Source organism: Burkholderia sp. MSMB1589WGS (assembly GCF_001636105.1).
Taxonomy (GTDB): Bacteria; Pseudomonadota; Gammaproteobacteria; order Burkholderiales; family Burkholderiaceae; genus Burkholderia; species Burkholderia humptydooensis.
In genome coordinates this window covers 2,539,360-2,566,054 of the sequence record NZ_LNJT01000008.1, presented here as the reverse complement: position 1 = coordinate 2,566,054, position 26,695 = coordinate 2,539,360, and the positions used below count along the sequence as shown (strand labels likewise).

Annotated in this window: 23 protein-coding genes; 13 read left to right on the top strand and 10 right to left on the bottom strand. The window is 69.8% G+C overall.

Annotated features, from left to right (window positions below; translation table 11 throughout):
• Positions 1-19: 19 nt before the first annotated feature.
• From WT16_RS28480 to WT16_RS28465, 4 genes are read left to right on the top strand one after another with little or no spacing between them, the layout of a single operon-like run.
• Positions 20-928, top strand: a complete 909-nt coding sequence (locus tag WT16_RS28480) for an ABC transporter permease (RefSeq protein ID WP_063534762.1) — start codon at positions 20-22, stop codon at positions 926-928.
• Between the two features lie 24 nt (positions 929-952).
• A complete protein-coding gene (locus WT16_RS28475; protein ID WP_006027033.1) occupies positions 953-1,942 on the top strand; it encodes an ABC transporter ATP-binding protein in 990 nt (329 codons plus the stop codon).
• Entirely contained in the window at positions 1,939-2,898 is a 960-nt protein-coding gene (locus WT16_RS28470) for an ATP-binding cassette domain-containing protein (protein ID WP_082875039.1), read from the top strand. Before WT16_RS28475 ends, WT16_RS28470 begins: the two co-directional genes overlap by 4 nt.
• 23 nt (positions 2,899-2,921) lie before the next feature.
• Positions 2,922-4,340, top strand: a complete 1,419-nt coding sequence (locus WT16_RS28465) for a M20 family metallopeptidase (RefSeq protein WP_063534760.1) — start codon at positions 2,922-2,924, stop codon at positions 4,338-4,340.
• A gap of 117 nt (positions 4,341-4,457) precedes the next feature.
• On the opposite strand, the gene ileS is transcribed toward WT16_RS28465, so the two are convergent.
• The 7 genes from ileS to WT16_RS28430 all read right to left on the bottom strand — a co-directional run bounded on the left by ileS (position 4,458) and on the right by WT16_RS28430 (position 13,105).
• The gene (gene ileS, locus WT16_RS28460; RefSeq protein WP_063534759.1) at positions 4,458-7,277 is read right to left on the bottom strand and encodes an isoleucine--tRNA ligase; all 2,820 of its coding nucleotides are present in this window, start codon (positions 7,275-7,277) and stop codon (positions 4,458-4,460) included.
• A gap of 82 nt (positions 7,278-7,359) precedes the next feature.
• Entirely contained in the window at positions 7,360-8,298 is a 939-nt protein-coding gene (locus WT16_RS28455) for a DMT family transporter (protein ID WP_006027029.1), read from the bottom strand.
• Complete coding sequence (locus WT16_RS28450; protein ID WP_015603364.1) at positions 8,295-9,014, bottom strand: alanyl-tRNA editing protein; 720 nt, start codon at positions 9,012-9,014, stop codon at positions 8,295-8,297. The genes WT16_RS28455 and WT16_RS28450 overlap by 4 nt, the downstream gene beginning before the upstream one ends.
• A gap of 328 nt (positions 9,015-9,342) precedes the next feature.
• Positions 9,343-10,836 (bottom strand): FAD-linked oxidase C-terminal domain-containing protein, encoded by a 1,494-nt coding sequence (locus WT16_RS28445; protein ID WP_015602484.1) that lies wholly within the window; start codon positions 10,834-10,836, stop codon positions 9,343-9,345.
• A gap of 63 nt (positions 10,837-10,899) precedes the next feature.
• Entirely contained in the window at positions 10,900-11,196 is a 297-nt protein-coding gene (locus WT16_RS28440; RefSeq protein WP_006027026.1) for a DUF1330 domain-containing protein, read from the bottom strand.
• Positions 11,197-11,256: 60 nt separating this feature from the next.
• Entirely contained in the window at positions 11,257-12,060 is an 804-nt protein-coding gene (locus WT16_RS28435) for a hypothetical protein (RefSeq protein WP_009915228.1), read from the bottom strand.
• Between the two features lie 55 nt (positions 12,061-12,115).
• Positions 12,116-13,105: a methyltransferase domain-containing protein gene (locus WT16_RS28430; RefSeq protein WP_006027024.1), complete on the bottom strand. Its 990-nt coding sequence runs from the start codon at positions 13,103-13,105 to the stop codon at positions 12,116-12,118.
• A 318-nt stretch (positions 13,106-13,423) separates the two neighbouring features.
• Between WT16_RS28430 and WT16_RS34635 the strand changes: the two genes are divergently transcribed.
• Positions 13,424-13,930 (top strand): hypothetical protein, encoded by a 507-nt coding sequence (locus tag WT16_RS34635; RefSeq protein WP_197486521.1) that lies wholly within the window; start codon positions 13,424-13,426, stop codon positions 13,928-13,930.
• Positions 13,918-14,778: an AraC family transcriptional regulator gene (locus WT16_RS28425; RefSeq protein ID WP_015603742.1), complete on the top strand. Its 861-nt coding sequence runs from the start codon at positions 13,918-13,920 to the stop codon at positions 14,776-14,778. Before WT16_RS34635 ends, WT16_RS28425 begins: the two co-directional genes overlap by 13 nt.
• A gap of 149 nt (positions 14,779-14,927) precedes the next feature.
• Here the strand turns inward: WT16_RS28425 and WT16_RS28420 are convergent, their stop codons facing one another.
• The gene (locus WT16_RS28420; protein WP_063534758.1) at positions 14,928-15,401 is read right to left on the bottom strand and encodes a hypothetical protein; all 474 of its coding nucleotides are present in this window, start codon (positions 15,399-15,401) and stop codon (positions 14,928-14,930) included.
• Positions 15,402-15,433: 32 nt separating this feature from the next.
• Positions 15,434-16,450, bottom strand: a complete 1,017-nt coding sequence (locus WT16_RS28415; RefSeq protein ID WP_015603150.1) for a 1-aminocyclopropane-1-carboxylate deaminase — start codon at positions 16,448-16,450, stop codon at positions 15,434-15,436.
• Positions 16,451-16,644: 194 nt separating this feature from the next.
• Between WT16_RS28415 and WT16_RS28410 the strand changes: the two genes are divergently transcribed.
• Both WT16_RS28410 and WT16_RS28405 read left to right on the top strand, forming a co-directional pair.
• Entirely contained in the window at positions 16,645-17,154 is a 510-nt protein-coding gene (locus WT16_RS28410) for an Lrp/AsnC ligand binding domain-containing protein (RefSeq protein ID WP_006027020.1), read from the top strand.
• A gap of 150 nt (positions 17,155-17,304) precedes the next feature.
• On the top strand, positions 17,305-18,642 hold the full coding sequence (locus tag WT16_RS28405; protein ID WP_063534757.1) for an NYN domain-containing protein: 1,338 nt from the start codon (positions 17,305-17,307) through the stop codon (positions 18,640-18,642).
• A 198-nt stretch (positions 18,643-18,840) separates the two neighbouring features.
• On the opposite strand, the gene WT16_RS28400 is transcribed toward WT16_RS28405, so the two are convergent.
• The gene (locus tag WT16_RS28400) at positions 18,841-20,103 is read right to left on the bottom strand and encodes an MFS transporter (RefSeq protein WP_061083823.1); all 1,263 of its coding nucleotides are present in this window, start codon (positions 20,101-20,103) and stop codon (positions 18,841-18,843) included.
• 200 nt (positions 20,104-20,303) lie between these two features.
• Here WT16_RS28400 and WT16_RS28395 point away from each other — a divergent pair, with 200 nt between their 5' ends.
• The 5 genes from WT16_RS28395 (at position 20,304) to WT16_RS28375 (ending at position 26,637) form a co-directional block, all read left to right on the top strand.
• Complete coding sequence (locus tag WT16_RS28395) at positions 20,304-21,029, top strand: GntR family transcriptional regulator (protein ID WP_015603895.1); 726 nt, start codon at positions 20,304-20,306, stop codon at positions 21,027-21,029.
• 95 nt (positions 21,030-21,124) lie between these two features.
• On the top strand, positions 21,125-22,456 hold the full coding sequence (locus WT16_RS28390) for an MFS transporter (RefSeq protein WP_063534756.1): 1,332 nt from the start codon (positions 21,125-21,127) through the stop codon (positions 22,454-22,456).
• 49 nt (positions 22,457-22,505) lie between these two features.
• The gene (locus WT16_RS28385; protein WP_063534755.1) at positions 22,506-23,414 is read left to right on the top strand and encodes an amidohydrolase family protein; all 909 of its coding nucleotides are present in this window, start codon (positions 22,506-22,508) and stop codon (positions 23,412-23,414) included.
• Between the two features lie 194 nt (positions 23,415-23,608).
• Entirely contained in the window at positions 23,609-25,084 is a 1,476-nt protein-coding gene (locus tag WT16_RS28380) for a metallophosphoesterase (RefSeq protein WP_063534993.1), read from the top strand.
• Positions 25,081-26,637, top strand: coding sequence for a cytochrome c peroxidase (locus WT16_RS28375; RefSeq protein ID WP_063534754.1), 1,557 nt, complete (start codon positions 25,081-25,083; stop codon positions 26,635-26,637). The genes WT16_RS28380 and WT16_RS28375 overlap by 4 nt, the downstream gene beginning before the upstream one ends.
• The last annotated feature ends 58 nt before the right edge of the window (positions 26,638-26,695 follow it).

Genomic DNA, 26,695 nt, shown 5'->3' with positions numbered 1-26,695 from the left:
CATTCGACAGGAGCGGCCCATGTCCTCGCGCTCGCCTTCTCTTCCCGCCCTGCGCATCGACGCACCCGCCCGCTCCGCATGGCGGCGCGCGGCGCGCCGGCTCGCAGGCCATCGCGGCCTGTCGATCGGCGCGGCGCTCGTCGCGCTCGTCGTGCTGGCCGCCCTCTTCGCGCCGTGGCTCGCGCCGCACGATCCGTACGGCCAGGACCTCGCGCGCCGGCTGCTGCCGCCCGCGTGGGACGCCGCGCGCGGCAGTTGGCTCCACCCGCTCGGCACCGACAAGCTCGGCCGCGACTACCTGAGCCGCCTGCTGTTCGGCGCGCGCGTGTCGCTCGCGATCGGCGTCGCGGCGGCCGCGCTGTCGGGCGCGATCGGCACGACGCTCGGCGTGCTCGCCGGCTACTTCGGCGGCCGCGTCGACGCGGCGATCAGCTACCTGATCACAACGCGGCTCGCGATGCCCGTCGTGCTCGTCGCGCTCGCGATGTCGTCGCTGCTCGGCGGATCGCTGAAAACCGTGATCGTGCTGCTCGGCCTGCTGCTGTGGGACCGCTTCGCGGTCGTGTCGCGCTCGGTCGCGCAGCAGTTGCGCGACGCCGAGTTCATCGCGGCCGCGAAGGCGCTCGGCGCGTCGACGCCCAGCATCCTCGTGCGCGAGCTGCTGCCGAACATCGCGGGCGCGCTGATCGTCGTCGCGACGCTCGAGATGGCGCACGCGATCCTGCTCGAGGCGACGCTGTCGTTCCTCGGGCTCGGCGTGCCCGCGCCGATGCCGTCGTGGGGGCTGATGATCGCCGAAGGCAAGGCGTACATGTTCTTCCAGCCGTGGGTGATCCTGATTCCGGGCGCGGCGCTCGCGATCACGGTGCTCGCGATCAATCTCGTCGGCGACGGCGTTCGCGACCTCACCGCGCCCGAAGGCCGCTGACCGGCCGGCGAAAGGAGAAACCCGATGGCTGCATTGCTCGAAGTCGACAATCTGCGGGTCGATCTGCCGACCCCGAACGGCATGCTGCACGCGGTGCGCGGGATCGACCTGCGCATCGAGCGCGGCGAGCTCCTGTGCGTGGTGGGCGAATCCGGCTGCGGCAAGTCGATGACGTCGCTCGCGCTGATGGGCCTGCTGCCGCGCGGCGCGCAGCGGCGCGCGGACAGGCTCGCGTTCGACGGCGTCGATCTGCTGTCGCTCGAGCGCCGCGCGATGGGCGCGCTGCGCGGCAGCCGGATCGCGATGATCTTCCAGGACCCGATGACGTCGCTCAATCCCGCGTACACGCTCGGCAACCAGCTCTGCGAGGCGCTGCGCCAGCATCGCCGCGTGTCGCCCGCGCAGGCGCGCGAGCGCGCGGTGCACCTGCTCGAGCGCGCGGGCGTCGCGCACGCGGCCGAGCGGCTGCGCCAGTATCCGCACCAGCTCTCGGGCGGGCTGCGCCAGCGCGTGATGATCGCGATGGCGCTGATGTGCGAGCCCGAGCTCATCATCGCCGACGAGCCGACGACCGCGCTCGACGTGACGATCCAGGCCGAGATCCTGCGGATGCTGCGCGAGCTGCAGCGCGAGTTCGGCACCGCGGTGCTGTTCATCACGCACGATCTCGGCGTCGTGTCGCGGATCGCCGATCGTGTCGCGGTGATGTACGCGGGCGAAGTCGTCGAGACCGCGAGCGCCGCGCAACTGTTCGCGCGGCCGACGCATCCGTACACGCGCGGACTGCTGAACAGCATCCCGGTGCGCGGCAAGACGCGGCCCGGCTCGCGGCTCGACGCGATTCCCGGCGTCGTGCCGTCGCTCGTCGGCGACATCGACGGCTGCGCGTTCCGCAACCGCTGCGCGCTCGCGCGCGACGATTGCGCGCGAGCGCCGGCGTTCGTCGACGTCGGCGGCGGCCATCGCGCGCGCTGCGTGCTCGTCGAATCCGCCTGCGAGGAGATCTGCCGATGAACGCCGCTGCGCTTTCCGCGTCCGCCGCGTCCACTATGTCGCCCGCCGCCGTAGACGCCCCTGTCGACGCCGATATCAAGCCCGATTCCCAGCCCGATTCCCAGCCCGCATCGCCCGCCGCCGACGTCGCGCTCGAACTGCGCGCGCTCACCCGCACGTTCGCGCTCAAGCGCGGCCTGTTCCGCGCACCGGCGCCGCTGCGCGCGGTCGACTGTGTGTCGCTGCGGCTCCATCGCGGCGAGACGCTCGCGCTCGTCGGCGAATCCGGCTGCGGCAAGAGCACGCTCGCGAAAATGCTGCTCGGCCTGCTGCCGCCCACGTCGGGCGACGTGCTGATCGACGGCCGGCCGATCGATCCGCGCGACGCGCGGCGCACCGCGCAGCGCATCCAGCCGGTCTTCCAGGACCCGTATTCGTCGCTGAATCCGCGCAAGACCGTCGCGCAGATCGTCGGGATGCCGCTGCGCGTGCACCGGCGCGGCGCGCGCGACGAACAGGACGCCGAAGTGCGCCGGATGCTCGATCTCGTCGGGATGCCGCAGCGCACGCACGGCGAGTATCCCGGCCAGTTGTCGGGCGGCCAGCGGCAGCGCGTCGCGATCGCGCGCGCGCTGATCCTGCGCCCCGGCATCCTCGTCTGCGACGAGCCGACGTCCGCGCTCGACGTGTCCGTGCAGGCGCAGATCCTGAACCTGCTGCTCGATCTGAAGGCCGAGTTCGGCTTGAGCTACCTGTTCATCAGCCACGACCTGGGCGTCGTCGAGCATCTCGCTGATCGCGTCGCGGTGATGGAGCGCGGCCGCATCGTCGAGCAGGACGCGGCCGAGCGCGTGTTCGCGCAGCCGGCCCACCCTTACACGCGCAGGCTGCTCGCATCGGCGCTGACGCCGGAGCCGGGCCTGGGGCTGCCCGATCCGCCCGCGCCGGACGACGGCAGCGCGCGGCGCACCGCCTGAATCCTCAACGTGGAGAGACAAACATGACGAATCGCAGTCGAGCCATCGACATGGCCGCGTCGTACTTCGACGACGGCCGCTTCCTGCGCGAGCTGAACGCGCGCGTCGCGGTGCGCACCGAGAGCCAGCTCGCGTCGTCGCGGCCGCAACTCTATGCGTACCTGACCGAGCACATCGCGCCGTCGCTCGCCGCGCTCGGCTTCGCGTCGACGATCGTCGACAGCCCGATCGAAGGCTGCAGCCCGTTCCTGATCGCCGAGCGGATCGAAGACCCGGATGCGCTGACGGTGCTCACGTATGGCCACGGCGACGTCGTGCCCGGCCACGACGCGCAGTGGCGCGCGGGGCTCGAGCCGTGGCGGATCGTCGTCGACGGCGACCGCTGGTACGGCCGCGGCACCGCCGACAACAAGGGCCAGCACACGATCAACCTGGCCGCGCTCGCGCAGGTGATCGACGCGCGCGGCGGCCGCCTCGGCTACAACGTGAAGGCGATCATCGAAATGGGCGAGGAGACGGGCTCGCCCGGCCTCGCGCAGGTCTGCGCCGCACATCGCGACGCGCTCGCGGCCGACCTCTTCATCGCGTCGGACGGGCCGCGCGTCGCCGCGTCTCGGCCTACCATGTTCCTCGGCTCGCGCGGCAACCTGAACTTCACGCTGTCGATCGCGCTGCGCGACGGTGGCCACCATTCGGGCAACTGGGGCGGCCTGCTGCGCAGCCCCGGCATCCGGCTCGCGAACGCGCTCGCGACGATGGTCGACGCGCGCGGCCGGATCCTCGTCGACGGCTGGCGGCCTGGCGGCGTGCCGCAGCCGGTGCGCGACGCGCTGCGCACGCTCGACGTCGGCGGCGGGCCGAGCGACCCGGCAATCGACCGCGACTGGGGCGAGCCGGGCTTGACGCCGATCGAGCGCGTGCTCGCATGGAATGCGCTCGAGATCCTCGCGTTCCGGACCGGCAACCCGGATGCGCCCGTCAACGCGATTCCGGGCCATGCGCTCGCGCATTGCCAGTTGCGCTACGTCGTCGGCAGCGACGCGCCGAACCTGCTGAACCGGCTGCGCGCGCATCTCGACGCGCACGGCTTTGCGGATATCGAGATTGCCGAGCGCGGCACGCGGATGGAAGCGACGCGGCTCGACCCGGACGATCCGTGGGTGCGCTGGGGCCTCGCGTCGATCGAGGCGACGACGGGCGGCACGCCGGCGCTGCTGCCGAACCTCGGCGGCTCGCTGCCGAACGACGTGTTCGCCGAGACGCTCGGGCTGCCGACGCTGTGGATTCCGCATTCGTATGCGGCGTGCTCGCAGCACGCGCCGAACGAGCATCTGCTCGGCAGCGTCGCGCGGCAGTCGCTGCAGATCATGGCTGGGCTGTTCTGGGATCTCGCCGAAGAGGGCCACGCGGTGCGGGAAGCGCGGCGCGCCCGCGCGGCTTGAGCGGCGCGGCGGCGGACGGACGACGCGGGTGGACGGCCCGCGGCGGCGCGCCGAACGCGCATGCGGCGGCGCCCGGGCCGATTGGCTACGATTGGCGCCGATCGAGCCGAATCGTCGCTAACAGGCGAGCACCCGCCGCGACAACGCATGCCGGCAGCGTTCGCAGAGCGCGTCGTCGCCCGCGTGCGCGTCGACCGTCGGCTCGTGCCGCCAGCAGCGCCCGCAGCGCGCGAGACTTGTGCGCGCGACCGCCACCGCGATCTCGTCGGCCGTCGCGAGCGTCACGCCCGCGACGATGAAGACCGCGGCCAGCTCGCCGCGCAGCGGCGCCAGCGCATCGAGCACGTCGCGCGGCGCGCGAATGACGATGTCCGCCTCGGTCGAGCGCCCGATGAGCGCCGCGCCGCGCGCCTCCTCGAGCGCCTTCGTCACGTGCGGCCGCAGCGCGCGCACGTGCGCCCAGCGCGCGAGCACCGCGCGATCGTCGAGCGGCGGCGGCGCGTGCTCGTCCCACGTCTGCAGGAACACGCTGTCGCGCTCGCCCTCGCCGCCCGCGAGCACCGCCCACGCCTCCTCGGCCGTGAAGCTCAGGATCGGCGCGATCGAGATCAGCAGGTTCGCGAGCACGCTGCGCAGCGCGGTCTGCGCGGAGCGCCGCTCGACGCCGTCGGCGACGCTCGCATACAGCCGGTCCTTCAGCGCATCGAGATAGAAGCCGCCGAGCTCTTCCGCGCAATAGCCGTGCGCGAGCCGCGTCACCGCGAGGAAGTCGTAGCGCGCATACGCGCTGCGGCACGCGTCGACGAACTCGCGGCAGCGCGCGAGCGCGTAACGGTCGACGTCGAGGAGACGCTCGGCGGAAACCGAGTCGTCGTCCGGATCGAAATCGGCGACGTTCTGCAGCAGGAAGCGCAACGTGTTGCGGATGCGCCGGTACGTCTCCACGACGCGCTCGAGGATCTCGTCGGAGATAGACATCTCGGCCGCGTAGTCGGTGCTCGCGATCCACAGGCGCAGGATGTCCGCGCCGCGCGTGCTCGCGATCTGCTGCGGGCTCACCGTGTTGCCGAGCGACTTGCTCATCTTGCGCCCCGCGCCGTCGACGACGAAGCCGTGCGTGAGGATCGCGCGGAACGGCGCGCGGCCGTCCGCCGCGCACCCCGTCATCAGCGACGAGCCGAACCAGCCGCGATGCTGGTCCGCGCCTTCCAGATACAGGTCCGCCGGATAGCCGCCCGCGTCCGGGCGCGCCGCGTCGCGATAGACGGTGGCGTGGATCGAACCGGAGTCGAACCAGACGTCGAGCGTGTCGGACAGTTTTTCGTATTCGTTCTCGTCGACGCCGAGCTCGGCCGGCCGCAGCCGCGTCCATGCGGCGATGCCGTCGCGCTCGACGCGCGCGGCCACTTCCTCGACGAGCCGCGCGGTCTGCGGGTGCAGCGACCGGTCGCTGCGCCTGACGAAGTACGGCAGCGGCACGCCCCAGGTCCGCTGCCGCGACACGCACCAGTCGGGCCGGCCGTCGATCATCGCCTCCATCCGCTGCCGCGCGGACGGCGGATAGAACGGCACGTCGGCGATCGCGTCGCGCGCGGTCTCGCGCAGCGTCCTGGCAGGCCCCGATTGCTCCGCTTCCTCCGCTTCCTCCGCGCCCCCTCCAGCCCCGATGTCCATGCCGATGAACCATTGCGGCGTCGAGCGGAACAGGATCGGCGTCTTGTGCCGCCAGCAGTGCGGATACGCGTGCTCGAACGCCGTCTCGCGCACGAGCGCGCCGTCCGAGCGCAGCTTCGCGACGATGCGCGCGACGCCTTCGTCGAGCGCCAGTCCGCCGATCTCGGGCAGATCGGCGACGAACCGGCCCGCGCCGTCCACGACGTTCTCGCCCGTCATGCCGAGCCGGCGGCACAGCTCGGCGTCCTCGGCGCCGTGCGCGGGCGCGAGATGGACGATGCCCGTGCCCGCGTCGAGCGTGACGAACTCGGCCGCGACGACAGGCACGTCGCGCCCGGCGAAGAACGGCTGCCCGAGCGCGAGGCCGACGAGATCGCGCCCCTGCGCGAGCGCGCACAGCTCGTAACCGACGCCGAGCGACGCGAACAGCGCGTCGGCCAACGGCTGCGCGACGACGAAGAGCGCCTCGGGCGTGTCGTACAGCCCGTAAGGCGCATCGGCGCGCACGCCGGCCGCCGCGTTGCCGGGGAGCGTCCACGGCGTGGTCGTCCACACGACGAGCATCGCCGGCTTGTCCGCGACCGGATGGCAGCGAAAGCGCGATGCGAAATCGACCGGATCGCGCACGCGCAGCCCGGCGTGAATCGCAATCGAGGTCTTCTGCGCGTATTCGAGCTCGGCCTCCGCGAGCGCCGACTGGCAATCGACGCACCAGTTCACCGGCTTCTGCCCGCGATACAGCAGCCCGCGCCCGCGTATGCGCTCGAGAAAGCGCAGCTCGTTCGCCTCGGTGCGGAAGTCCATCGTCCGAAACGCGTGCGGCCAATCGCCGAGCAGGCCGAGCCGCAGGAAATCGCGCTGCTGCCGCTCGGTCTGCTCGAACGCGTATTCGCGGCAGAGCCGCTGCACGGTTTCCGCCGGCAGGCCGCGGCCGTTCTGCTGCTCGATCCTGTGCTCGATCGGCATCCCGTGGCAGTCCCAGCCGGGAATCCATTGCGCGTCGTAGCCCGCGTGAAAGCGGCTCTTCAGCACGATGTCCTTCAGCACCTTGTTGACCGCGTGCCCGATGTGGATGTCGCCGTTCGCATACGGCGGCCCGTCGTGCAGCACGAACGGCGGCCGCCCCGCCGCCGCCGCGCGCATCCGCGCGTAGACGCGCTGCGCCGCCCAGCGCTCGACGAGCGCGGGCTCGCGGCGCGGCAGGTCGCCCTTCATCGGAAAAGGCGTCTGCAACAGGTTCAGCGTTTCCTTGTATTCGGACATCGGCCCCTCCGAGGCGCGCGAACAGGCGGACGCCCGATTGCGTCCGCCGAAAAGGCATCCGGGCCGCCGCGGCCCGGCCGGGTCACAGCGAACGTGCGTTCGGGGCGGAGCGAACGCCCGGCGCCGAGCGGGTCGCGACGAAGAAGCCGAACAGGATCAGCGCGATGCCGACGAGGTGATACGAATGGACCGGCTCGCCGAGCGTCATCGCGGCGAGCACCGCGGTGAACAGCGCGACGAGATGGAACGACACGCCCGTCACCGTCGCGCCGAGCACCTGCACGCAATGGCCCCACAGGATGAATGCGATCAGCGACGCGAACACGCCGATATAGAGCACCGCGCCGATCGATTTCGGATCGAACGGAATGCGCGCGCCGCCAGCGAGCTCCAGCACCCAGAACGGCGCGAGCACCGCGAGCCCGGTGGCCATCGTCGCGGTCAGGAACGCGAGCGGGCTGATCGCCGCGGGCTTGCGCCGCAGCAGCACCGAATAGATCGCGTAGTTGGCCGTCGCGAGGATCACGATGAGCTCGCCGTGATCGAAGCGCAGCGCGACGAGATCTTCCCAGTGGCCGCGCGCGACGATCCACGCGACGCCGCCGAACGACACGACGATGCCGGCGATCGCGCGCGACGTGATCCGCTCGACGCCGAGGAGCGCCGCGGCGAGCGGCACCATCAGCGGCAGCGTCGAGTTCAGGAACGCGACGCTCGCGGCCGGCACCGAGCGCAGCGCGACGTACGCGAGCGCGTTGTAGCCAGCGATCCCGAGCGCGCCGCACGCCCAGATCAGCTTCCAGTGCCGAAGCAGCAGTTGCCGCTCGCGGAGCACGTCGCGCCACACGAACGGCGCGAGCGCGACGAGCGCGACGAGCCAGCGGCCGACCGCGAGCGAGACGGGCGGAAAGCTCGTGCTGAACGCGCGGCCGAGCACGACGTTGCCGGCCCAGAACGCGGGCGGCACCCACAGCAGCCACACCGGCCGCCGCCACACCGCGGCGAAGAGGCGCTGCGTCATCTCGGCTCCAGCCCGAGCCGCACGCGGCGGTTCGAGCGGCCCTTGTTTTCGATCTTCAGTATCCGGACCGGACTCGAGCCGCCCGTCGACGCGAGATGCGTGCCGCCGCACGCCTGGCTGTCGAGGCCGTCGATCTCGACAATCCGCACGAGCCCGTCCGCCGTCGGCGGCGGCGCGACCGAGCGCGAGCGCAGGAGCCCGCTTTCCTGCTGCGCGTCGGCGAGCGGCACGTAGCGCGTGCGCACCGGCAGATCGCGATGCACGACGTCGTTCAATTCGGCCTCCAGCGCGCGCAGGCGATCGTTGTCGGCGTCGGGCAGATCGAAGTCGATGCGCGCGGTGCGGTCGGCGTTCATCTGAACGCCCGTCACGAGCGCGCCGTCGAAATCGCGATAGACGAGCGCGTTGAGCACGTGCAGATCGGTGTGCAGCTCGCGCATCGAGCGGCGGAACGCGGCGTCGACGCTCGACTGCACGTGACCGACGATCTCGACGCCATTCGCGAGCTCGATCCAGAGCCCGCCTTCGTCCTCGCTGAAACCGGTGACGGTCTCGACGCCGCCTTCCCATTGGACCGTGCCGAGATCGGGCAACTGGCCGCCGCCCCCCGGATAGAACGGATGCTGAGACAGGCGCACCGCGCCCGGCCGCGCGTCGACCACCGTGCCCGCCAGCAGCAGCGTGTCGGGGTCGTCTTGACAGAACAATCGATTCATAAGCTCCACCTGGCTGATGAATGAAAGATGTCAGAAGTCTCAGCGAGCTTATTGGCGAAAATTTGATGCCGATCGCCGCCCGCCTTGCGCCGGCGCGGCCGGTGGCCGGTGGCGGATGGTCGATAGGAGGGGCGGCTGCGCAGAGCCGGTCGCGCACGGCCGGTAAGCGGACGCGCGAACCGCGGGCGACGGGTCGCGCACCGCGCGGCGCACGCCGGCCCGATCGTCGCGGCGCACGTGGCGCCGCGTTCGTTCGGCGGCCGGCCCGCCGGGTCGGGCCGCGCACGGCCAGATCGGCCGCTCGCCCCGCCCGCGCGCTGTCCAGAATTCAGTCGAACGGCGGATAACGGTCGTGGTGCAGCACCTTGCCCGGATTCATGATGCCCCTCGGATCGAGCGCCCGCTTGACGGCCGCCATCAACTGCAGCGACGTCGAATGCTCGCGCTCCAGATAGCCGATCTTCCCGTAGCCGACGCCGTGCTCGCCCGTGCAGGTGCCGCCGAGCGCGATCGCGCGCAGCGCGAGCCGCCGGTTCAGCTCCGTCGCGCGCGCGAGCTCGTCCGCGTCGGCCGGATCGATCACGATGCAAACATGGAAATTGCCGTCGCCGACGTGCCCGCAGATCGTCGCGACGAGGCCGAGCGCGTCGACGTCCGCGCGCGCGGCGAGCACCGCCTCCGCGAGCCGCGACACGGGCACGCACGAATCGGTCGGCATCCCTTCGCAGCCGGGTCGCAGCGCGAGCGTCGCCCACCAGACGTCGTGCCGCGCCGCCCACAGCGCGCTGCGCTCCTCCGGCCGCGACGCCCAGCGGAATTCGCTGCCGCCGTGGCCCGCGCAAATCTCGCCGACCCAGCCGATCTGCTCGTCGACGGCGGCGCCGAAGCCCGCGAACTCGAAAAAGAGCGTCGGCCGCTCCTGAAGGCTCAGCTTCGAATAGCGGTTGCACGCGGCAATCTGCATCGCGTCGAGCAGTTCGACGCGCGCGATCGGCACGCCGCTCTGGATGATCGCGATCACCGAGTCGACCGCGGCCTTCAGGTCGGCAAAGCCGCACACCGCGGCCGACACCTGGTCCGGCCGCGGATGCAGCCGCAGCGTGACGCCCGTGATCGTGCCGAGCGTGCCTTCCGCGCCGACGAACAGGCGCGCGAGATCGTAGCCCGCCGCCGACTTGCGCGCACGCGAGCCAACCGACGTCACGTCGCCGTTCGGCAGCACGACTTCGAGCGCGAGCACGCTCTCGCGCATCGTCCCGTAGCGGACCGCGTTCGTGCCGGACGCGCGCGTCGAGCACATGCCGCCGATCGACGCGTCCGCGCCCGGATCGATCGGGAAGAACAGCCCCGTGTCGTGCAGATGCGCATTGAGCTGCTTGCGCGTCACGCCCGCCTCGACCGTGCAGTCGAGATCCTCGGTGCTCACGCGCAGAATCCGGTTCATGCCGGACAGATCGATGCACACGCCGCCGCGCAGCGCGGCGATGTGCCCCTCGCACGACGTGCCGGTGCCGAACGGAATCAGCGGCACGCGCAGCCGGTGGCACACGCGCGTGATCGCGGCGACCTCGGCCGTCGACTGGACGAACGCGACGGCGTCGGGCGGCGCGCCCGGATGGAACGAAATGTCCTTGCCGTGCTGCTCGCGCACCGCGCGCCCGACGACTAGCCGCTCGCCGACGACCGTGCGCAACTCGTCGACGCAGCGCCCGACCGTCTCCGGCGTCGCGAATGCGGCGGGGGCGTCGCCGTCGGGCGGCGCGCCCACGGGAAACGCCCCCCATCCGCCGGATCGCTGTTCGTCATTGGTCACGTCGCGCATGCGTCGCCTCCGTTCGTCGATCGCGCCCGCGCGCCGCGGCGGGCGGGCGGCCCGAGCCGGCCGTCATTTCTGCTCGAAGCCGCCGACGATCATCAACTGCATGTCGGCCGCCCCCTCGCGCAGCGACTTCGCATGCTGGTAATCGGCCGAGTGATAGAAGCGCGCCGCCGCGTCCGCATCCGCGAACTCGACGAGCACGATCCGGCGCTCGTCGGCGGGCCCTTCGAGCGTCAGCTTGTCGCCGCCGCGCGTCAGGAACCGGCCGCCGAAGCGCGCGATGATGTCGGGCGTCAGCGCCTTGTAACGCGCGTACTTCGACGGGTCGCTGATCGCCATCCTGCCCAGCAGATATGCCGTCATGGTTTCCTCGCACTGCAAGAATGGGGAAGACGGCGCCTCGCGGCGCCGTGCCCGGCATCGTCACGCCGCCTTCTTCACGTAGCCCGATTCCAGCAGCGACGCATCGAGCAGATCCCATACGCTCGCAAGCGCGTTCAGGAACTCCTCCGCGCCTTCGATCACGAGCGCCGCATGCTCGGACTCGAGCGCGGGCTTCACCGCGGCGCGCGCGTTCTCCTCGTGCTGCTGCTCGGCGCCGACCTCGCCCCAGTGCTCGAGCAGGTAGTGCATCTCCGGCACCTCGAGCGTCGCGTCGTACAGCCCGCTGTCGACGAGGCAGTGCTTCTCGCCCGGGATCAGTTGGCGATTCGAGATCATTTCGAGCGCGAGCGCGGTGCCGAGATTGCGGTACGTCGATTCGACGTCGACGAGCTTGCGGCGCTCGAACACGCTGATCGCGCGGCGCACCTGCGTCGTGAGGCCGGTCTCGTCGTCGTAGCCGGGCAGCGAGCCGAGCAGTTCGTCCGAATAGTGCTTGAGCACGCCCTCGACGGCCGCCTGATCGTACAGATCCGGAATCACCGCGCTGCCCGCCGCGCGATTGACGATGTAGCCCGCCATCGTCGCGAGCTCGGGGCCGTGTCCCGATTCGCTGTCGACAATTTCGTTCATCAGCTCGCTCTGCTTCTGCAGCCCGTGATCGGCGAGCGCCTGCGGGAAATTCCAGCCCGGCCGCGTCGACGCGCAGAAATTCTGGATCTGATGGAACAGCGCCCCGACGACTTTCGGCTCGGGATCGACCTTCGCCCAGTTCATGAACACCGGGTGGGTATAACAGCGATGGCTTTTGACTTTCTGAACCAGTTCATCGACAGTGATCGGCATGACACACTCCTCGGAAGTAACTACATCGGCCCAAGACAACGAAGAACATCTCCTCCTAAGCGCTCCCCAGAATCATCCGGCCACCGGGGTGGCCGAGCGTTTCTACGGCGACGTTTCCGAAACCCGCCTTCTCGAACTTCTCCCGCCACTCGGTCTCGCTCAGCAGCCGGCGCGACATGAAGTTGCGGTGCAGGTGATTGAAGGCCGCGGCGAACGAACGCTCCCATTGGTCCGGCGCGAGCGGCACCGCGTCGACGATCACGACGGTGCCGCTCGACGCGTGCTCGCGGCACGTTTCGAGCAGCGCGTCGAGCGTGCGCTCCTCGGCGGGCAGCAGGTCGTGCATCACGAAGCCCGCGTGCACGACGTCCGCGCCCTTGAGCGGCGTCGGATCGTCGATCAGCGACTGGATCGGCCGATGCAGGAATTCGAGCCGCCCGGCGAAGCCGTTCGCTTCGGCCGCCTGCTTCGCCTGCTCGGTCGCCGTCGCGCTGAGATCGACGCCGACGCCGCGCGCGCCGTCGAGCTGATGCAGCATCCGGATCAGGAAGCCGCCCGAGCCGGAGCCCAGGTCGACGATCTTCTTCGGCCGCAGCTTCAGGATCGCGCGCTCGGGCTGCGGATAGAACGACAGTTCGCCCATCCATTTCGACGTGCGCGCGACGAGCCCGCCGTCGCGCGGATGGCGCGCCTGCGCGAGCGCGTTGTCGGCGGCGAATTCGCGCGCATTGAGGATCAGCGGCGCGCACGCGAGGAGCGCCCACGACAGGTAGCCGACGTCGTTGACGACGTCGGGAAAATCGTCGGCCGGCCGATAGATGTCCCGCTCGCCCGATTTCGCGAGACTCAGGAGCCCGGCCTCGCGCATCGCGTCGACATATTCGGCGATCACCGGCCGGTCGATTCCGCTGCGCTCGGCGAGCGCGGCCACGTCGAAACCCTTCGAATGCCGGATGAAATCGACGACTCCGTATGCGGAGCCGATCTCCAGCAGAATGGCGGCACCTGCGAGCGAAGAACCAGTCGGACGATCGACGTTTTGCATGGCAACCCCTTTTCGAGTTTTAAAATGCGGCAACCTTCGACGCAAAACTATGGCGACCTTATTTAGCTGTATTGGATAAAATTGAAACGCGCCGTTTTTTCCGAGATGCAACCGCAGCGCATCGATGCGCGCCGCGTGAAACGCGCTGTCGCGCCGAACGCCGTCGTCGCCGCCCGACGGCGGCTGCGCCGGGCCTGCGGATTCGGCCGCGGAAACCGCTGTGCGAATCGGGAATGACCGCGGGAATGACCGCGGGAATGACTGCAGGAACGGCTGCCGCGCTCGTGCAAATCCATTTCGGCTTCGCAGCGGATTTTTGTGACACAAATATTGGGAAATTGGAAAAAGGCGGCCAAATTGACGTCGGCATTTATTATTGATCGCCGCCCTCAATTTAACTGGCGATCGATATTCCCGCGATTCGATTTATCGATTCGCACTGGTTTTGTGCTTTATCGGAAAAACGTATTTTCATGGTGCATCGCCTTGCACAAGAAAATATCGCGCGACGATCGATATTCCCCGGCGGCGCGATTACCCAACTTGCGCAAGCGAAAAGCGCGATCCGACATCGGATGCCGGTTTCGCATCGCCGTGGCGATTCCCTCTAAAATATCGCCGTCGACGCGCGGCGCGCGACCGGCGGCGACCGGCGCGGCGGCGCATCGCGGTACGGAACTTGCATGTCGCGCGATGCTTACGCGCGCTGACGACATCGGAAGGCCTGCCGGCGCGCGCGACGCCGAGCGGCGCGCTCGGAGCGGCACCGTCCGCCGCCGGCTGTTTCGTTTCATCGGAATCGGGGTTCGACCGTGGCCAAGCTAGACCATCGCAACCAGTCGCGTTACTGGCACTCACCCGGCATTTCCGGGGTCGATCTGCTGCTCGCCGACTTCACCACGCACGACTACGCGCCGCACGTGCACGATTCGCTCGTGATCGCTGTCACGGAGGTCGGCGGCTCCGTGTTCAAGAGCCGTGGGCAAACGCGGCTCGCCGAACCGGACGCCGTGCTCGTGTTCAACCCGTGCGAGCCGCACTCGGGGCGCATGGGCGGCAGCAGCCGCTGGCGCTATCGGTCGTTCTACCTCGCGGAGGCCGGCCTGTCCCGCGTGCTGACGCTGCTCGGCATGGAGCAGCCGCGTTTCTTCACGTCGAACGTGCTCAACGATCCTCAGCTCGTCGAGCAGTTCCTGACCCTGCACCGCGCGATGGACGAACAGGACGATCTGCTGCTGCAGCAGGAACTGCTCGTCAGCAGCTTCGGCACGCTGTTCTCGCGGCACGGGCTCCAGGCCGGGCTCGGCTTCGGCGCGAAGGCGGACCTGCCGATCCTGAAGCCCGCGCTCGATCTGATGAACGACAGCTTCGACCATGCGCTCACCCTCGAGCAGATCGCGGCGGCGGCGAACCTGACGTCGTTCCAACTGATCACCGCGTTCAATCGCGTGATCGGCCTCACGCCGCATGCATACCTGAACCAGTTGCGGCTGCGCGCGGCGCTGCGCGAGCTGCAGGCGGGCCGCTCGCTCGCCGACGCCGCGCTGACGTCGGGCTTCTACGATCAAAGCGCGCTCTGCAACCACTTCAAGCGCACGTTCGGGATGACGCCGATGCAATACACGCGCGCGCTCGCACCCGGCAAGCGCGCGGCCGCGCCGATCGGGATTTGACGGGAACGGCGCGAACGCGCGTCGCGAATGGCGAATCGTGCCGGCTTCGCGATGTCGCCGACGCCGTCCGAACGCCGCGGGACGCCTCGACGGCGTCAATGCCCGGCCTCGATACTCAGCCTCGATACTCGGCCTCGATACTCTCGGCCTCAATACTCGGCGTCGATCCGCAATCGCACCGCCGCGCGCAGCGCCGCCAGCGCCGCGTCGGCCGCACGTTGCAGCTCGGTCTCGTCGCACGTCAACGGACAATGACGGACGACGAGCGTCCGATTCCCGTGCACGCCGCCGATCCAGTCGAGCGACTGCGGTTGCTGCGACCACAACAGCAGCCATGCATCGCGCGACAGCGCACCGAGCGCGCGCTCGAGCGGCGCGACGTCGGCAGGCAGGCGCGCGCTCGCGCGCGAACGCGCGTCTAGCCACAGCGCATGCAGCCGCGCCGGTTCGGCGCAACCGAGCAACGCGATCTGCGGGACGCCGGCGAGCCGCTTCGCGAGCGCGCCGCAACACGCGGCGGGCAGCGTGTCGTCGCCGACGACGCACACAAGCGTCGGCGACGACGGCGGCTGCCACCAGCGCGCCGCCGACGCTTTGCGATGCAAATCGAGGGCCCCGTTCATCGACGCGAACGCGCGCGCCCGATGCGCATCAATCAGCCGTCGCGGAACAGGAAGCTGTACGCGTTCAGCGCGGGCACGCCGCCGAGATGCGCATACAGCACCTTCGAGCCGGCGGGAAACTCGCCGAGCCGCACCTTCTCGATCATCCCGTGCATCGACTTGCCTTCGTAGACGGGATCGGTCAGCACGCCTTCGAGCTTCGCGCACAGCCGGATCGCCTCGAGCGTGCCTTCGTTCGGCAGCCCGTATTCGGGACCGCCGAAGCGCTCGTCGAGCACGACGTCGCCGCTCGTGACGTCGCGGCCGAGCTCGACGCGATCGGCGGTATTCTTCGCGATCCGAAGGATCTGCTCGCGCGTCTGCGCAGGCTTTGCCGACGCGTCGATGCCGATCACGCGATCCGCGCGCCCGTCCGCCGCGAAACCGACAACCATCCCGGCCTGCGTGCTGCCCGTCACCGAGCACACGACGACGTAATCGAACGTGAAGCCGAGCTCGGCCTCCTGCGCGCGCACTTCCTCGGCGAAGCCGACGAAGCCGAGGCCGCCGAGCGGATGATCGGAGCAGCCGGCCGGAATCGCATACGGCTTGCCGCCCCTTGCGCGGACGTCGGCGAGCGCGTCCTCCCAGCTCTTGCGAAAGCCGATGTCGAAGCCGTCCGGCACGAGGCGCACGTCGGCGCCCATCATCCGCGACATCTGGATGTTGCCGACGCGATCGTAGACGGCGTCGTGGTAGTTGACCCAGTTCTCCTGCACGAGCACGCACTTCAACCCGAGATGCGCGGCGACCGCCGCGACCTGGCGCGTCTGGTTCGACTGGATGCCGCCGATCGACACGAGCGTGTCGCAGCCTTGCGCGAGCGCGTCGGGGATCAGGTATTCGAGCTTGCGCGTCTTGTTGCCGCCGAACGCGAGGCCGCTGTTGCAGTCGTCGCGCTTCGCGTACAGCTCGACCTTGCCGCCGAGATGCGCGGAGAGCCGCTTGAGCGGCTGGATCGGCGTCGGGCCGAAGGTCAGCGGATAACGCGGGAATTTCTGGAGATTCATCGATCGCTCCTGTCATCGAAGATTCGGGCGCGCGGCACGCGTCGGACGGCACGCCGCGCCGTCCGATCGCGATCCGCAGCGATGCCTCATGTTAAAAACGATCGGGAATAACAGGGTTGCGAAGATATTCCAGTTAACCTACTTTTATGACGTCACATAAATATTAAGCTTAATTAAATTAGGAATCATCGATCATGGGCGCAACAAAAAAATCCACGCCGAAGGCCGCCGCCCAACCGGCGGGCGCGGACATCGACCGCGTCGATCGCGCGATCCTGCGCGTGCTGCAGCGCGACGCGTCGATCTCGAACGTCGCGCTCGCCGCGAAGGTGAACCTGAGCCCGCCCGCGTGCCTGCGCCGCGTCGAGCGTCTGAAGGAAATGGGGCTGATCCGCGGGATCGTCGCGCTGCTCGAGCCGAAGGCGCTGAACGCGGGGATGCTCGTGATGATCGGCGTCGTGCTCGACCGCTCGACGCCCGATTCGTTCGACGCATTCGAGCAAGCCGCGCAGAAGGTGTCCGGCTGCATGGAGTGCCACGTCGTGACGGGCGAGTTCGATTACGTCATGCTGATTCGCACGCGCGACAGCGACACGTTCAACCGGCTGCACGCCGAGCAGTTGCTGTATCTGCCCGGCGTGCGACAGATCCGCACGTTCGTCGTGCTCAAGGAGATTCTGTCGACGACGAGTTTTCCGATTTGAGCCGCGGCGGCGGCCCGTTTCGCCGCTTCCCGGCACGCGGATTTCCGCGCAGGCGCGCCGACCCGCTATCATGTGCGCCATTCTCGATCGCTAGATCGACCCGACACTCAGGTTGGAGACCTCATGGCCTTACCCCAGGACAGCGTCAACATGGCGCTCTTTTGCGACTTCGAAAACATCGCGCTCGGCGTGCGCGACACGAAGTTCGAGAAATTCGACATCAGGCCCGTGCTCGAAAAGCTGCTGCTCAAGGGCAGCATCGTCGTCAAGAAGGCGTACTGCGATTGGGATCGCTACAAGACGTTCAAGGCGGCAATGCACGAAGCGAGCTTCGAGCTGATCGAAATCCCGCACGTGCGCCAGTCCGGCAAGAATTCGGCGGACATCCGGCTCGTCGTCGACGCGCTCGACCTCTGCTACACGAAGGCGCACGTCGACACGTTCGTCATCATCAGCGGCGATTCGGATTTCTCGCCGCTCGTGTCGAAGCTGCGCGAGAACGCGAAGCGCGTGATCGGCGTCGGCGTGAAGAACTCGACGTCGGATCTGCTCGTCGCGAACTGCGACGAATTCATCTTCTACGACGACCTCGCCCGCGAGCAGCAGCGCGCGCTCGCCAAGCGCGACGCGCGCAAGGCCGAAGCGGGCACGAAGCGCGCGACCGACGACGACAGGCACCGCAAGCACGACGGCGACGCGCGCAAGGCGGAAGCGATCTCGCTCGCCGTCGAGACATTCGACGCGCTCGCGTTCGAGCGCGGCGAGAGCGGCAAGATCTGGGCGTCGGTGCTCAAGAGCGCGATCAAGCGCCGCAAGCCGGACTTCAACGAGTCGTACTACGGGTTCCGCGCGTTCGGCAACCTGCTCGAGGAAGCGCAGGCGCGCGGGCTGCTCGGCATCGGGCGCGACGACAAGTCGGGCACGTTCGTGTTCCGGCCGATCCAGACGGTGGCCGTCGAGGCCATCGGGCCGGCCGAGGCGGCCGCGGCCGCAGACGACAACCACGCGCTCGCCAAACCGTCGAGCAAGAAGGCGCACGGCAAGAGCCGCGGCGCGAAGAAGCGCGTGCCCGAGCAGATGCCGCTGATCGTCGAGACGGCCGCGGGCGCGGAAGGTCACGCGCACGCCGACATCGAAGCGGACGACGCGCACGATACGCATCCGGCGCACGGCGCGCACGAGCCGCATGAAACGCGAGCCGCGCACGAACCGGCTCGCACGGGCGAAGCGGCTGAAGCGCAGGCAGCCGACACGGCGAAACCCGCACGCTCGCGCGCACGCAAGACCCCTGTGAAAAAGGCGAAGGGAACCCAGGCGCGCGCGGCGTCCGCCTCGCCCGTCGCAGCCGACGAGGCGGACGCGGCCGGCGAACCGACACACGCTTCGCCCCCCGAATCGGCCACCGAAGCAGCGCCGGCAAAGGCGCCGCGCAAGTCGGCCCCGCGTGCGCGCCGCCCGCGTAAAACCGCGGCGACGAGCGAATCCTGAGCGGCGCTTCGCGCCGAGTGCGCAGCGGGCGTCGGCGGTGATTGCAGAACGGGCGCGCCGCCTGAAGCGAAACGCGCGTCACGAACGCGGCGCGCCGAACGAACCGGGCGGCGTGCTCGCGCAACGCCGCCCGGACCAGCCCATGCCGCAACGCGCGGCCGGGTCCGCCCGCAACGCCGTCGCCGCGTCATGCGGCGCTCAGGCCGCCATGCCCGCCGCCCGCCGCCGGCCGGCCATCGACGCGGCGGCGAGCATGCCGACGCCGAGCGTCGCGAGACATACGACGGGCACGAGCATCGGCGCGCTCGCGCTGCCCGCGACCTTGCCGACGTAAGGCATCAGGTTCTGCGCGAAGAAGCCGCCCAGATTGCCGATCGAGTTGATCGCGGCGATGCTCGCCGCGGCGCGCGCGCCGGAAAAGAAGCGCGGCGGCAGCGACCAGAAGCACGGATACAGCAGCGGGATGCACGCGCCGCCCAGCACGAGCGCGGCGAAGCGCCAAGGCAGGCCGGGCAGCGCGAGGCTGAGCGCGAAGCCGGCAACGCCGACGCCCGCGACGATCGCCATCGCCTTCAGCACGATCCGCTCGCGCTTGAGCCGCGCGGGCAGCCACAACAGCAGCAGCGCCGCGATCGCCCACGGGATCATGTTCAGCAGCCCGTTCAGCGACGACGGCACGCCGCTGCTCTTCAGGAGCGTCGGCAGCCAGTACGTGACGCCGTACAGCGACGTCGACATCAGCATGTACGCGAGCGCGAACATCAGCACGCGCGGGTCGACGAGCGCGCGCCACGGCGATTCGGACACCGCCTCGGGCGACGCCTCGCGCTTGAGCGCGGCGAGCGCGACGCGCTTCTCGTCGTCGGACAGGAACGTCGCGCGCTCGACCGACTCGGGCAGCAAGCGCAGCGCGACGAGCGCGACGGCGACAGCGGGCAGCCCCGTCGCGACGAACACCCACTGCCAGCCGGCAAGCCCGAGCCGGCCGTCGAGCGACAGCAGCAGCCCGCCCGCGAGCGAGCCGAGCATGTTCGCGAGCGCGCTGCCGAGCGTGAAGAGGCCGAGCACGCGCGTGCGGTGGCTCTGCGGGAACCACAGCGTCAGGTAATAGATGACGCCCGGATAGAAGCCCGCCTCCGCGACGCCGAGCAGAAAGCGGAACACATAGAAGACGCTCGTCGAATGCGTGAAGCCGAGCAGGACCGTGACCACGCCCCACGTCATCATGATGCGCGCGAGCCAGAGGCGCGCGCCGAACCGGTGCAGCGCGAGCGTGCTCGGCACCTCGAACAGCAGGTAGCCGATGAAGAACAGCGACGCGCCGAGCCCGTACGACGTCTCGGTCATCCCGAGCGCGTGGACCATCTGCAGCTTCGCGAACCCGACGTTCTGCCGGTCGATGAACGCGATCAGGAACATGACGACGAGCAGCGGCATCAGCCGCCGCGCGATTTTCGTCATGACCGCCCGTTCGCGGGTTGAGGACTCGTCCACCTGCTGTCTCCTTGCTCGATAATTCATCTAGATGATTAGTTGATTAGCGGAACACGGCAATGCGGAATAACCCGCGCCACGCGCATAAAATTTGCGCATTCCGTCGGGTTTCTCCCGATTCGCTTGCGCTGAAGTCATGCAAACATATAGATGAATAGGAAGGAACCATGCACGCGACCGACGACCGTCTCCCCCGCTACCAGCGCCTGCGCGACGAACTCGCCGCGCTCATCGCCGCCCGCCACTGGCGGCCGGGCGAAGCGATCCCGACCGAGCAGGCGCTCGCGAAACGCTACGATGTCGCGATCGGCACGGTGCGCAAGGCGGTCGATCTGCTCGTTGCCGACGGCATGCTCGAACGCTTCCAGGGGCGCGGCACGTTCGTGCGGCGCGCGAGCTTCGACAGTTCGCTGTTCCGCTTCTTTCGCTTTCAGAGCAAGCACGGCGAGCGCCGGATACCGGAGAGCCGGATCCTGCGCCGCGAGGTCGTCGAGGCGCCGTCGGCCGTCGCGGCCGCGCTGCAGATCCCGGCCCGCGCGTCGGTGATCGCGATGACGCGGGTGCGCCTGATCGACGGCGCGCCGATGCTCGCCGAGGAGATCTGGTTGCCTTACGACCGCTTCGCCGCATTCGCGCGGCTCGAGCTCGACTCGATCGGCGACCTCCTGTATCCGGTCTACGAAGCGCATTGCAACCAGATCGTCGCATCGGCCACCGAGACGCTGACCGTCGAGGCGATCGGCCCCGTGCATGCGCGCCTGCTGCGCATCGAGCCGGGCACGCCCGCCGTCGTGATCGAGCGGCTCGCGTACGGTTACGACCGTCGGCCGCTCGAATGGCGGCGCTCGCGCGGCCCCGCGAGCGAGTTCATCTATCAGGCGGAAATCCGTTAGCCGCGCGCACGCGCGAGCGAGCGCGGCCGGCCGGCGAAGCGCTTTGCCGCGAGCGGCGCAAACGACCGACGCCCGACGCCCCACAGGAGACAACCGTGTTCAAATGGTTCGCCGCCGTATCGCCGCGCGAACGGCGCACGTTCTGGGCCTGCTTCGGCGGCTGGGCGCTCGATGCGCTCGACGTGCAGATGTTCAGTCTCGTGATCCCCGCGATCGTCGCCGAATGGTCGCTGTCGCGCACGCAGGCGGGCTTCGTCGGCGGCGCGACGCTCGTCGCGTCGGCAGTGGGCGGCTGGGCGGCCGGCATGCTGTCCGACCGCTTCGGCCGCGTGCGGACGCTGCAATGGACGATCGCGTGCTTCTCGGTCGGCACGTTTGCCTGCGCGTTCGCGACGAGCTACCCGCAGTTCGTCGTCCTGAAGACGCTGCAGGGCGCGGGCTTCGGCGGCGAATGGGCGGCGGGCGCCGTGCTGATGGCGGAGACGATCCGCGCCGAGCATCGCGGCAAGGCGATGGGCGCCGTGCAGAGCGCGTGGGCGCTCGGCTGGGCGGCCGCCGTGCTGCTCTATGCGCTCGCGTTCTCGCTGATGCCCGCCGAGCTCGCGTGGCGCGCGATGTTCGGCATCGGGCTGCTGCCGGCGCTGCTGATCGTCTATGTGCGGCGCGGGATCGTCGAGCCTTCGGCAAGTGCTTCGAGCGCATCGCACGCATCGAGCACGCCGGGCGCGCCGAACGAGCCGGCGGCGGCGCGCGCAAGCGCCCCGCTCGTCGGCATCTTCTCGCGCGACATGCGGCGCATGACGCTGATCGGCGCGCTGCTCGGCGTCGGCGCGCACGGCGGCTACTACGCGCTGATGACGTGGCTGCCGACCTATCTGAAAATCGAGCGGCATCTGTCGGTGCTCGGTACGGGCGGCTATCTGGCCGTCATCATCGTCGCGTTCTTCTGCGGCTGCATCGCGAGCGCGCAACTGCTCGACCGCATCGGGCGGCGCGGCACGATCCTCGCGTTCGCCGCGTGCTGCGTCGCGACCGTGATCGCGTATCTGTTCCTGCCGCTCGGCAACGCCGCGATGCTCGTGCTCGGCTTTCCGCTCGGCTTCTTCGCGGCCGGCATCCCGGCGAGCATGGGCGCGCTCTTCAACGAGCTGTACCCGCGCGGCACCCGCGGCACGGGCGTCGGCTTTTGCTACAACTTCGGGCGCGTCGCATCGGCGGGCTTTCCGGTGCTCGTCGGACACATGTCGGCCGGCATGCCGCTCGGCACCGCGATCGGCATCGACGCGGCGATCGCGTATTCGATCGTCGTCGTCGCGGTGCTGATGCTGCCCGAGACGCGCGGACGCGCGCTCGACGACCGGGCGGACACGCACGCCGCCGATGCGGGAGCCGACCGCATCGGCGCGCCGGGCGCGCAGCATCGTTGAGGTTCGCGCCGGATTCAGGTTGGCGGTTCACGGTGAGGAGCATCGAGCGTTGAGCGATCAAGAGTGGAACGCGTGCGCGCACGCGGCGGCGATGCGGCACATGGCCGGCGACATCACGGCGATCGACGCGCACGCGCACGTGTTCGAGACGGGGCTGCCGCTCGCCGGCCAGCGCCGCTACGCGCCCGATTACGACGCGCCGCTCGGCGCATACCTCGCGCAGCTCGACGCGCACCACGTATCGCACGGCGTGCTCGTGCAGCCGAGCTTTCTCGGCAGCGACTGCCGCTATCTGTTGCGCGCGCTCGCACAGCAGCCGCGGCGCCTGCGCGGCGTCGCGGTGATCGACGCGGGCTGCGAGCCGCACGTGCTCGATGCGCTCGATCGCGCGGGCGTCGTCGGCATCCGGCTGAACCTGATCGGCATGCCGGACCCGGCGCTCGACGGCCCGGCATGGCGCGCGACGCTCGAGCGCATCGCGGCGCTGCGCTGGCATGTCGAGCTGCACGCGCAAGCGCACCGGCTCGGGCGGCTGATCGCGCCGCTCCTCGCGCATCGCTTGAATATCGTCGTCGATCATTTCGGCCGCCCCGATCCGGCGCGCGGCATCGCCGACGCCGGCTTTCGCGATCTGCTGCGCGCGGCCGCGACGCGCCGCGTGTGGGTGAAGATTTCCGGCGTCTATCGCAACTGGCCGCTCGCGCCCGAAGAAGCGGACGCGCGCGCGCGCGAAGCGTTCGATGCGCTCGCGGCCGAGTTCGGCGCCGAACGGCTCATGTGGGGCAGCGACTGGCCGCACACGCAGTTCGAGCGGACGGAGACGTTCGGCCGCGCATGTGCGCTCGCCCGGCGATGGATGCGCGACGACGCGATGCGGCGCGCGATCTTCGTCGAGACGCCTGCGCGGCTGTTTCGATTCGGCGAGAGTCGCGGCACGCAACGGGTGGGTAGCGGGTAACGGTAGGCGGCGGGCGCGATGCGCGCCGCCGATAGCGCGCGCCGCCCGTCGGCTCGCGCATCCGTCCGGCATCGCTTCGCCATCGGCGTCGCGCTTGCCCGGCCATCGCCGCATGTCGCGCGATGATGTCATGCCGCCTTCACATTTATTACATCGGCCATGCGTACCTTTACGGCTTTCCGATGGGAACGACCATGCCACGACCGATACTCCGCGCCGCCGCGCTTGCTCTGACGCTCGCGGGTGCCGCGCTGTTCCACGCCTGCACGAGCAGCATCGACAACCAGCCGGACGCCGCGAGCGCGCCCGCGAACATCCAGGCGGCGTGGGTCGAGATCGGCGACGCCAACCAGGCGATCGCCCGCGTGATCACGAACTACACGCCGCCCGCCGCGACATCGGGCGAGCCGGCGCCCGCCGTCTGCCCGCAGTTGAACGCCGACGGCAAGATCGCCCGGATGACGCTGCGCATCACCGCGGGCACCGCCGCGCAGCGACAGACCGCGAGCGATCCCGCCGATTCGAAGCCGTCGAGCTTTCCGGTGTCCGTCTGCGAAACGACGCTGCCCGCGAACGCCCAGGACGTGACCGTCGCCGGGCGCGCGCTGCCGCTGCCGAAGGCCGAGCCGCAGCGCGTCGCGATCATCGCCGACACCGGCTGCCGGATGAAGAAGGCCGACAACGCATTCCAGGCGTGCAGCGACGCGACGGTGTGGCCGTTCGCGACGATCGCGGCGAGCGTCGCGAAGCTGAATCCGGATCTCGTGCTGCACGTCGGCGATTATCACTATCGCGAGAACGCGTGCCCGCCCGACATCGCCGGCTGCAAGAACAGCCCGTGGGGCTACGGCTGGGACACGTGGCGCGCGGATCTGTTCGAGCCCGCCGCGCCGCTCCTCGCGAAGGCGCCGTGGGTCGTCGTGCGCGGCAACCACGAGGAATGCGCGCGCGCGGGCCAGGGCTGGTTCCGCTTCCTCGATCCGCGCCCGTACTCGGACGCGCGCTCATGCAACGATCCCGCGAACGACGGCAACGCGAACTATTCGGAGCCCTACGCGGTGCCGCTCGGCACCGGCTCGCAGGTGATCGTGTTCGATACCGCGAAGGTCGGCCGCGCGGCGCTCAAGACAACCGACGTGCCATTCCAGATCTACCAGAAGCAGTTCCAGACGGTGGCCGCGCTCGCGAACAAGCCGGGCATGTCGACGACGATCTTCACGAACCATCACCCGATCCTCGCATTCGCGCCGATTCCGGGCAGCACGCCCGCGCCAGGCAACCTCGCGCTGCAATCGGTGATGTCGAGCCTCTATGCGCAGGCGTACTACCCGCCCGGCGTGCAGGTCGCGCTGCACGGCCACGTGCACGATTTCCAGGCGATCAACTTCGCGTCCGGCCACCCGGCGACGATCGTGTCGGGCAACGGCGGCGACAATCTCGACGTCGCGCTGCCCGATCCGTTTCCGGCGAATCTGACGCCCGCGCCGGGCGTCGTCATCGACAAGCTGTCGCACAACAACAGCTTCGGCTTCCTGATCATGGAGCGCCGCTCGGCGCCCGCGCGCGGCTGGACGTTCAAGGCGTACACCGCGGCGGGCAAGCTGCTCGCGAGCTGCGACCAGGCGGGCACGACGCTCACGTGCGACAAGACCGGCTTCGTCGCGCCGTGACGGACAGCAAGCGGCGCATCGCGGCCCGGCGCGCGGAGGCGGCGGCGTTCGCGGCGCGTGCGTGCGCCATCGCCTTCGCGCCCGGTCAGGCAGCGTTCGGCACGATGAGGAAACGTCGCCCTATCCCAACCATCGCGATCATCGCGACCATCGCGCGGGCGGCAAGCGGCGTGCTCGCCGCGTGCGCATCGGCGATCGCTTTCGCGTCCGGTCCTGCCGCGCCGGGCGCGACCGCCCCGGCCCGTGCGAAACCCGCGCAAGACGCCGTTCGCGCCGGCACCGCCTCGCCTCCGCCGCCGACGACGATCCTGCTCCCCGGCGCGCCGCCGCAGCGCGTCGTCGGCACGATCGGCCGCGGCACGCCGCAGGTCGCGTCGAAAGTCGATCCGACGGCGGCCGCGTTCCGCCCGGACCCGGCGCTCGTCGCGCTCGGCAAGCGCGTGTTTTTCGATCCGGCATTGTCGGAGCCGCGCGGCACGTCGTGCGCGAGCTGCCACGATCCGGGCCGCGCGTTCGCGCCGACGCTGTCGCATGCGGCGCTCGCCGGCCCGCGCGTGCCGCAGGGCAGCCGGCCCGGCCATTTCAGCCGCCGCAACGCGCCGTCGCTGCTGTACGTGCGCTACGTGCCGCGCCGCCACTTCTATCAGGACGACGACGCGCTCGCGCCCGCGCCGTTCGGCGGCCTGTTCTCGGACGGCCGCGCCGATACGCTCGCCGAGCAGTTGCGCGGCCCGCTCTTCGATCCGGACGAGATGAACAACGCATCGCCCGCGGCGCTCATGCGCAAGATCGGCGGCACCGCGCTCGGCGCGGCGCTCGCCGAACGATTCGGCGCGTCGGTGCGCCGCGATCCCGAGCGGATGGCGCGCGCGCTCGGCGACGCGATGCAGGCGTACCTGCAGAGCGACGAGATGGCGCCCTTCTCGTCGCGCTACGACGCGTACGTGACGAAGCGCGCGCCGCTCACGCCGCAGGAGCTGCGCGGCCTCGCGCTCTTCAGGAATCCGGACAAAGGCAACTGCATGAGCTGCCACACGCTGTCGGACACCGCGAGCCGGCCCGAGCGCTCGCTCTTCACCGACTTCGGCTACGACGCGATCGCGGTGCCGCGCAATCGCGCGCTGCCCGCGAACCGCGACCCGCGCCACTTCGACAACGGCCTGTGCGACACCGCCGCGAAGCTGCGCTGGCCCGAGCCGACGCAATGGTGCGGCTATCTGCGCACACCAGGCCTGCGCAACGTCGCGGTCAAGGAGTCGTTCATGCACAACGGCGTGTTCGATACGCTGCGCGACGCCGTCGCGTTCTACAACACGCGCTCGACCGACCCGACACGCTGGTACCACGGCCGCAACACGTTCGACGACGTGCCGCGCGCGCATCGCGGCAACATCAACGTGAATTCGACGCCGATGAACCGCCGCCCCGGCACGCCGCCCGCGATGACGGACGCCGACATCGACGATCTCGTCGCCTTCCTGCGCACGCTGACGGATGCGCGCTACGTCGGGCTGATGCCCGCGGCGCCGGACGGCAAAGCGGCGCGACCGTGACGGCCCGCGCTCGCCCGAGCGAGGCACCCCGAACTGAAAACGCATCGTCATGGGCACA

Coding starts and splice junctions, on each gene's coding strand:
- WT16_RS28480 (WP_063534762.1), top strand. CDS start 20: ATGTCCTCGCGCTCGCCTTCTCTTCCCGCCCTGCGCATCGACGCACCC.
- WT16_RS28475 (WP_006027033.1), top strand. CDS start 953: ATGGCTGCATTGCTCGAAGTCGACAATCTGCGGGTCGATCTGCCGACC.
- WT16_RS28470 (WP_082875039.1), top strand. CDS start 1,939: ATGAACGCCGCTGCGCTTTCCGCGTCCGCCGCGTCCACTATGTCGCCC.
- WT16_RS28465 (WP_063534760.1), top strand. CDS start 2,922: ATGACGAATCGCAGTCGAGCCATCGACATGGCCGCGTCGTACTTCGAC.
- ileS (WP_063534759.1), bottom strand. CDS start 7,277: ATGTCCGAATACAAGGAAACGCTGAACCTGTTGCAGACGCCTTTTCCG.
- WT16_RS28455 (WP_006027029.1), bottom strand. CDS start 8,298: ATGACGCAGCGCCTCTTCGCCGCGGTGTGGCGGCGGCCGGTGTGGCTG.
- WT16_RS28450 (WP_015603364.1), bottom strand. CDS start 9,014: ATGAATCGATTGTTCTGTCAAGACGACCCCGACACGCTGCTGCTGGCG.
- WT16_RS28445 (WP_015602484.1), bottom strand. CDS start 10,836: ATGCGCGACGTGACCAATGACGAACAGCGATCCGGCGGATGGGGGGCG.
- WT16_RS28440 (WP_006027026.1), bottom strand. CDS start 11,196: ATGACGGCATATCTGCTGGGCAGGATGGCGATCAGCGACCCGTCGAAG.
- WT16_RS28435 (WP_009915228.1), bottom strand. CDS start 12,060: ATGCCGATCACTGTCGATGAACTGGTTCAGAAAGTCAAAAGCCATCGC.
- WT16_RS28430 (WP_006027024.1), bottom strand. CDS start 13,105: ATGCAAAACGTCGATCGTCCGACTGGTTCTTCGCTCGCAGGTGCCGCC.
- WT16_RS28420 (WP_063534758.1), bottom strand. CDS start 15,401: ATGAACGGGGCCCTCGATTTGCATCGCAAAGCGTCGGCGGCGCGCTGG.
- WT16_RS28415 (WP_015603150.1), bottom strand. CDS start 16,450: ATGAATCTCCAGAAATTCCCGCGTTATCCGCTGACCTTCGGCCCGACG.
- WT16_RS28410 (WP_006027020.1), top strand. CDS start 16,645: ATGGGCGCAACAAAAAAATCCACGCCGAAGGCCGCCGCCCAACCGGCG.
- WT16_RS28405 (WP_063534757.1), top strand. CDS start 17,305: ATGGCGCTCTTTTGCGACTTCGAAAACATCGCGCTCGGCGTGCGCGAC.
- WT16_RS28400 (WP_061083823.1), bottom strand. CDS start 20,103: ATGACGAAAATCGCGCGGCGGCTGATGCCGCTGCTCGTCGTCATGTTC.
- WT16_RS28395 (WP_015603895.1), top strand. CDS start 20,304: ATGCACGCGACCGACGACCGTCTCCCCCGCTACCAGCGCCTGCGCGAC.
- WT16_RS28380 (WP_063534993.1), top strand. CDS start 23,609: ATGCCACGACCGATACTCCGCGCCGCCGCGCTTGCTCTGACGCTCGCG.